The organism is Kitasatospora sp. NPDC054939, assembly GCF_053610105.1.
Map to the genome: position 1 here is coordinate 1 of NZ_JBSGXP010000241.1, position 6460 is coordinate 6460.

Annotated in this window: 4 protein-coding genes; 1 reads left to right on the plus strand and 3 read right to left on the minus strand. The window is 74.8% G+C overall.

All coding sequences use genetic code 11. The annotated features are described in order from the left end of the window. Positions 1-951: hypothetical protein (locus ACWGB8_RS37230; protein ID WP_452218093.1), on the minus strand; the 951-nt coding region annotated here is incomplete at its 3' end. 365 nt (positions 952-1316) lie between these two features. Between ACWGB8_RS37230 and ACWGB8_RS37235 the strand changes: the two genes are divergently transcribed. Beyond that, on the plus strand, positions 1317-3314 hold the full coding sequence (locus ACWGB8_RS37235) for a serine/threonine-protein kinase (protein ID WP_452218094.1): 1998 nt from the start codon (positions 1317-1319) through the stop codon (positions 3312-3314). A 36-nt stretch (positions 3315-3350) separates the two neighbouring features. Here the strand turns inward: ACWGB8_RS37235 and ACWGB8_RS37240 are convergent, their stop codons facing one another. Both ACWGB8_RS37240 and ACWGB8_RS37245 read right to left on the minus strand, forming a co-directional pair. After that, positions 3351-5081: a YrhB domain-containing protein gene (locus ACWGB8_RS37240; RefSeq protein ID WP_452218095.1), complete on the minus strand. Its 1731-nt coding sequence runs from the start codon at positions 5079-5081 to the stop codon at positions 3351-3353. Positions 5082-5103: 22 nt separating this feature from the next. Beyond that, the coding region (locus ACWGB8_RS37245; RefSeq protein WP_452218096.1) for a toxin glutamine deamidase domain-containing protein at positions 5104-6460 on the minus strand (1357 nt) is incomplete at its 5' end.

Genomic DNA, 6460 nt, shown 5'->3' on the forward strand with positions numbered 1-6460 from the left:
TGTGTGGGGGGTGGTGGGTCCGGTGCCGGGGAGTTTCGGCAGGGGGCCGCGGCGTTCGCCGCCGTCGTCGGGTGGTGTGCCGCCGAAGAGGCCGGTGAGTGCGGCGGCGGCTTGGCCGAGCCAGGTGCCGATGATCGCGCCGGCGGCGGCGACGGCGGCTCCGACCGCGGAGTTGGCGAGGAGTTTGCCGATGCCGGTGCACTCCAGCCAGGGCACGCCCATTTCCTTGCACTCGGCCCAGCCCGCGTCGTCCGCCGAGGCCGGCGGCGCCTGGGCCAGCAGCACAAACCCCACCGCCGTACCGAGCAGCAGCACCACCGCCACTGCGACTCCGGCGGAGGGCGGGCGGCCGAACACTCCGATCAGGACCGCGGCCAGGGCGAAGAGTCCGGCCAGCGCCAGCTTCAGCCACAGGGACGGCAGCAGGAAGGCCAGGAGCAGCGCCGCGGCCGACCCCAGCAGCCCCACCGTCATACCGGTGACGCCGCCGACCTTGTGCCGCCGGGTGGGGGCGATCCGCTGGACCAGCACCGACCACAGGTGGTGGATGGCGCTGGAGATGACGCTCCCCAGCACCCCGGGGATCACCGTGAGCAGTCCGATCGCGAGCATCGCGCCCAGCGAGGGTGACACAACGGTGGCGGCGATCATGCTGATCGCCGCGCCCCAGAGCAGGTGGACGTAGGCGGCGCGGTCGCCGCGTACCAGTCCGGTCAGGGCGGTGGGTACCCCCCGCACGCCGGTCAGGAAGGCCCGGGTGCCCATCGCCCGCCAGTAGCCGGCCACGCCGAAGATCACGGTGCTGCACAGGCCCCAGAACAACGCGCCCTGGACGAAGGTGCCGTCACTGGTCACCGGCGAGCCGGACGGCACGTTCGTCCCCTCGTAGCGCACGGCCATCAGCCACGCGTTGCCCACATAGCCGAACACCCCACCGATCAGCGCGCTCACCAGCGCACTCCATCCGTGCCCGCGCAACCACCCCGGCAACTGCCGCACCAACGGCCCCGGACCGGGTCGTACGGCCTGCGGCTGCACAGCGGGACCGGTCACGTCATCCCTCCGACCGCGTCCGACGTGGTGGCGGGGGTGGGACGGCCGTCGGGCGAGGAGGCCGCGGCGGTGCACACCTGCGGCGGTGCACACCTGCGGTCGGCGGCCCGTGGAGTGGCCCGGCGAACGGCCACCCCGTATTCGACGCTACTCCCCGGCCGGACGACCGCAACCAGCTCCCGCCGCCCCGTCGGCTGCCGTGATTGGTGACCCCGGAAGGGCAGCAGGAGACTGGAGGAGGGGCCCACCGAAGGGGGTGCCGGATGAGCAGACTGCTGGGCGGGCGCTACCGGTTGGGCGACCGGCTCGGGCCCGGCGGGGCGGGCACGGTGTGGCGGGCCCACGACGAACTGCTCGACCGGGACGTCGCGGTGAAGGAGCTGGACGTCGGCGGACTGTCCGGGGAGGAGTTCGCCAGGCTCCGGGACCGGATGCAACGCGAGACCCGGGCGGTGGCCGGGCACCCCGGCGTCGTCACCGTGCACGAGGTGATCGAACAGGACGACCGGCCCTGGATCGTGATGGAGCTGGTCGACGGCCGCCCGCTCACCGACGTGATCGCCTCGGACGGCCCGCTGCCGCCGGGGGACACCGCCCGCATCGGCGCGCAGGTGCTGTCCGTCCTCGACCGGGCCCACCGGGCGGGCGTGGTGCACCGGGACGTCAGTCCTGCCACGGTGCTGGTCGAACCGGGCGGTCGCGCCGTGCTCACCGGCTTCGGTGTCGCGGCGTTCGAGGAGTCCACGCCGACCGCCGACGGCGTCGGCGGGCCGGGCTCACCCGACTACCTGGCCCCGGAACGCGTGACCGGACGGGACCCGGGCCCGGCCTCCGACGTGTGGTCGCTGGGCGCCACCCTGTACACGGCGGTGGAGGGCCGGCCGCCGTTCGCCCGCCCGACGTCCGGCGGCACCCTGCACGCCGCGGTCGAGGACACCCCGCCCGGGCCGCGGCGCGCCGGACCGCTCGGGCCGGCCGTCGCGGCCCTGCTGCGCAAGGAACCGGAGGCGCGGCCGACCACCGACCAGGCACACCGGCTGCTCGCGGCGGTGGCCTCCGGGAGCCTGCCGGGGGCGGCCGCCTCCTACGGCCCGGTGGCAGCGGAGGACCGGCCCGGGGGGTCGGAGGCCGAAACGGCCCCCCTCGCGGCGGCGGCCGGCGAGGGAACGGGGGAGGGCGGACACCGACGGGGACGGCCGTCCGGGGTGCTGGTGACGGCCGCGGTCCTGCTGCTGCTCCTCTCGGCCGCCGGACTGATGTACGGACTGGTCAACGGCGACGGCATGACACTGACGGTCGCGCTCGCCTGGGTCGGCCTGGGCGTGGCGGCGGCGGTTCTGCTGGCCGCGCTCCACCGCAGCGGGCAGGACGCCGCCGCCGTCGCCGGGGCCGTCGTTCTGCTCGCGGCGGTCGGCGGCGTGTACGGCTGGTCCCACGGCGCCGAACGGGCACCGGTCGCCCTCGCGGCGGCCGTCGGCCTCGTGGCGGCGGCCGTGATGGCCGTCCTGCTGCACCGGGGCGGCAGGACCGGGGCCGCGGTGGCCGCGCTGCTGGTCCCGCTGCTGTCGGCGGGCGGCCTCGCGTCCGCGATGTACGGGGACTTCTGGTACCGGACCTCCGTACCGGACCAGCCGACCACCGCCGTCGCCCCGGTCACGCCGGCCACCCCGACCGCCCCGACTGCTCCGACGGCCCCGGCCGAGCCCGTGACACCGACCGCACCCGCGCCCGGCACCCCGACCGCGCCCACGACGACGGCACCGACTCCGACACCGACGACACCGACCCCGACGACACCTCCGCCCGGCTCGCCGGGTACGTCCCCGGCCCCCTTCGGGTACCAGTGGGTCGACGACCCGGCGGGTTTCCGGGTCGCGGTGCCCCAGGGCTGGCCCCGCACCGTGGCGGACCCGTGGATCCTCTACACCCCGGACGCCAACGACCATCTGCTGAGCTTCTCGGTGCGCCCGGGCGCCGGCGTGGTTCCCGGAAGCCATCTCCTCGCGCTGGAGCAGGAGAGCGGCATCCCCTTGGCCGACTACCGGCGGATCGCCCTCACGGCGAACACCTACCAGGGCGGCCCGGGAGCCCTGTGGGAGTTCACCTGGACCGCCGCCGGCCAGCCGCGGCACGCGGCCGTCCAGGCGTACATCGCCCCGAACGGCAACGAGTACCTGATCTACGTGGCCTACCCCGAGGTCGACTGGCCGGCGGGCCTGCAGCTCTTCGACTCCGTCCTGACGACGTTCACCCCCCGGTGACCCCCGCCCCGGTGACCGCCTCACCCCGCCGGGGAGTCACCCCAGCGGTTCCATCGCCCGGCCGTCGACCCAGGCCGACCAGCCGTTGGAGCAGACGATGTGCGCCCACTCGCCGGCCCGTTCGAGCAGCCGGAGCTCGACCCTGGCGTCGATGCGGGCGACGGGTTCCCGGGCCGGGTCGGGTTCGGACCAGGCGGCCATGCCGCCCTCCGGGACCAGGTGGGTGGGCTGCCACACCGGCTCGGCGGCCGCCGGAGCCGGAGCCGGGGCCGTCGGAGCCGCAGGCACGGCCACCGGGGCGTAGACCTCCTCGGGCAGCGCCGGCACCGGGAGCGGTCGGAGGAAGTCGTCGGCCAGCGCCACCGCGTCGGCCGGCGAGAGGGAGCGCAGCGCGAAGCGGGCCCGGGACCAGTCCGGTTCCGCCGTGCGGACCACCTCGGTCAGACCGTCGCTGAGGACGGTCCACAGCACCGGCTGGGTGACCAGGAAGAGCAGCAGTTCCTCCTGCCCGCCGGGCCGCCCGTCCTCCCACCCGGTGAGCTGGATGTCGTGCAGCGCCAGCAGCACGGTCCAGGTGAAGAGGGTGCCGGCGAAGACCGAGAAGGCGAGCGAGGGTTCGTAGCGGGGGTCGGCGGCCGTGCCGGTCCGCTCCAGCTGCCCGGCCTCCGCGTACCGGCGCAGCTCCCGTCCGGCGAGGTCCTCCGTCACCGGCGGCAGGGTGATCCCGGTGCGGCCGCCGGGGTGGACGAGCAGCCCGAAGAGTTCGGCGAGCGCCCGGGTCAGCCAACGCCGGTCGGCCACCCGCAGGGCGTCCTGCTGCGCCTCCAGCACGTCCGCCGCGGAGAGGGCCAGCGGGGTGGGCGTGGGGCGCCGTCCGGCGAACGAGCGGAAGAAGCGGGTCTTGTACGCGTCGACGAGCGCCAGCAGGACGGCGAGCTGCCCGGCGTCCAGCTCCTCCTGCGGCGGGGGCACCGGGGCCCCGGCCGAGAACTGCAGCTGCGACTGCGTCCACCGGGCCAGGTCGCCGGAGGAGTACGGGGCCAGCAACTCGTAGTCGTGGTCCGGGCCGGGTGCCGGCCGCAACCCGGCGAACACGTCGCTGCCCAGCCGGGAGCCGTACAGCCGGCACGGGGCCGGGGCGCTGTCGAACAGGCCGGCCCGCAGCTCGACGACCCGGTCCGGCACCGCCAGCGGGAGCAGCGCGTCCCGGACGGTGGCCTCCGGCAGCTCCCGGAACGCCTCCAGCAGTTCGCCGGCGTCCCGTACGGCCCGGCGGTCCCCGTTGCCGCCCGCCCCCGCCCCGTCCTCGTCGGCGGTCGCGGACAGCGGGGAGAGCGGCGCCGGGGGAGGCAGTCCGAGATGCCGGACCATGGCCGCGAGCTCCGCCCGGTCCAGCGGGACGGCCCGGGTCAGGCCCAGGGGGATCGGTGCGGGCGGCCGGCCCCCGCCGGCGGTCGTGCCCGGGGCGGCCTCCCCATCCTCGGTGGGCAGCGGGCGCAGCAGGTCGAGCGCCTCCTCGGGCGGTGGGCTGCTGCCGAGCGGTTGCAGCACGCCGGTGTCCTTGAAGACGACCAGGGGACCCATTCCCAGCAGCGCGTCCTCGTCATCGCCGCTCTCCAGGTGCGCCCGCGAGTCGTACGGGAAGACCCAGCACCACTCCTCGTCGCCGGTCGCGTCATCGACCAGCACCAGGTCGAGCCGCATACCGGCCGACAGGTTGCGGACGTAGTCCAGGGCGATCCCGCGTGCTTCCGAGAATTCGATCATGTCGTCCATCCGTCCTGAGCCGTCAGTCCGTCCGCATGAAGGCGATGCCGACGACTCTGCTGAAGCTGCCCGGCTGGCCCGTCTGCCCGTCCAGGAACTTGATCTTTCCCCCGTCGTTGACCGCGTTGAAAACGTGGGCCGTCTGGGTCGGCGGGCCGCCGCCCGGCGGGCGTTTCGCCTGGAACAGGACGGCGACGACTCCCCGCGATCCCGGGCCCGCCGCCTTGAGATGGGATTCGATGGTGGTCCTGGACGCGGCCGGGGTGAACTTGCGGCCGTAGATGGCCTGCATCTCTCCGGCCGACATCCCGGTCGACGGCGGAGCGGGAGGCAGCGGGGGTCTTCCGGCGAGTTTCGCGTCGACCGCGATCGTCGTGTTGGGGCAGTTCATCCAGGTGTTGATGGCCGTCCGCGAGCCGCCGGGGATGTCCTGCGTCGCAGGAATGGTCTCCCCTGCGTACGGATGCGGACGGATTCGCTTGGCCTTGAAATCCCAGTAGTTGTCCGGGTAGACCGTGGCGCCCTTCGTGAAGCCGCGGCCCTGGTGCGACCGGTAGGGGTTGACGTCCTTCAGGTAGTCCTGAGGGTTGGTGATCGCCTCCTTGCCCGCGATGCGGGAGGCACCCTGCTGGAGCGGCCCGGGAGCCGTCGGCCCGGCCGTGCCCATCGGCCCGACCGTGCCCGCCGGCCGGGCCGCCGCCCCCGGAGTGGACGGCCGGGGGACTGTCGAGGTGGCGGGGCCGACGTTCCGGGCCCCCAGTGTGGCGAGTGTCGCCGCCTTGCCCAGGTCCTGCACCACGGCCAGGCCGACGCCCAGGAGACTGCCCCGGCCCTTGGCGACGTCGACCAGGGCCTCGACGGTGTCCAGGCCGGGCACGGCTGCCCGGGCGGTACCCCAGAGCGCGCCGGGTACGCCGCCCTGGGCATGGCCCGCCTTGGCGCCCTGGAGCATGCCGGAGCCGAGCGTGAGCGCGCCGACCTGCGCCGCGGTGGCCAGCCCGAGCCCGACGGCCGCGGTCGACACCAGGGCCATGCCGGCCGCCGCGGTCGCCTGCTTGGCGGTCGTGGCGACGGCGTCGAGGTCCGCGATGTCGCCCTCGGCGGCCGCCGCCCGCGCCTCCGCCCCGCCCTGGGCCTGCTGGAACACCACATTCGTCAGCTTGCGGAGCCGGCCCTCCTTGTCGGTGCCGGGTTGGCCCTCCTGGATCTTGGTGAGGACCCGGTTGGCGGCCTCCTGCTGGCCGGCCGGCAGTCGGCCGATCAGATTGTTGAGGGCATTCGCCTGGGCCTCGATGCGGCCGAGGCTCTTGATGTAGTCGGTGTAGTCCTGTTCCTCCTTGCGGCCTTTCTTCATCTTGTCGATGAGGTCGGTCATGCCG

What these genes read in the sequence shown, in the direction of transcription:
- ACWGB8_RS37235 (WP_452218094.1), top strand. Translation starts at nt 1,317, where the DNA reads ATGAGCAGACTGCTGGGCGGGCGCTACCGGTTGGGCGACCGGCTCGGG.
- ACWGB8_RS37240 (WP_452218095.1), bottom strand. Translation starts at nt 5,081, where the DNA reads ATGATCGAATTCTCGGAAGCACGCGGGATCGCCCTGGACTACGTCCGC.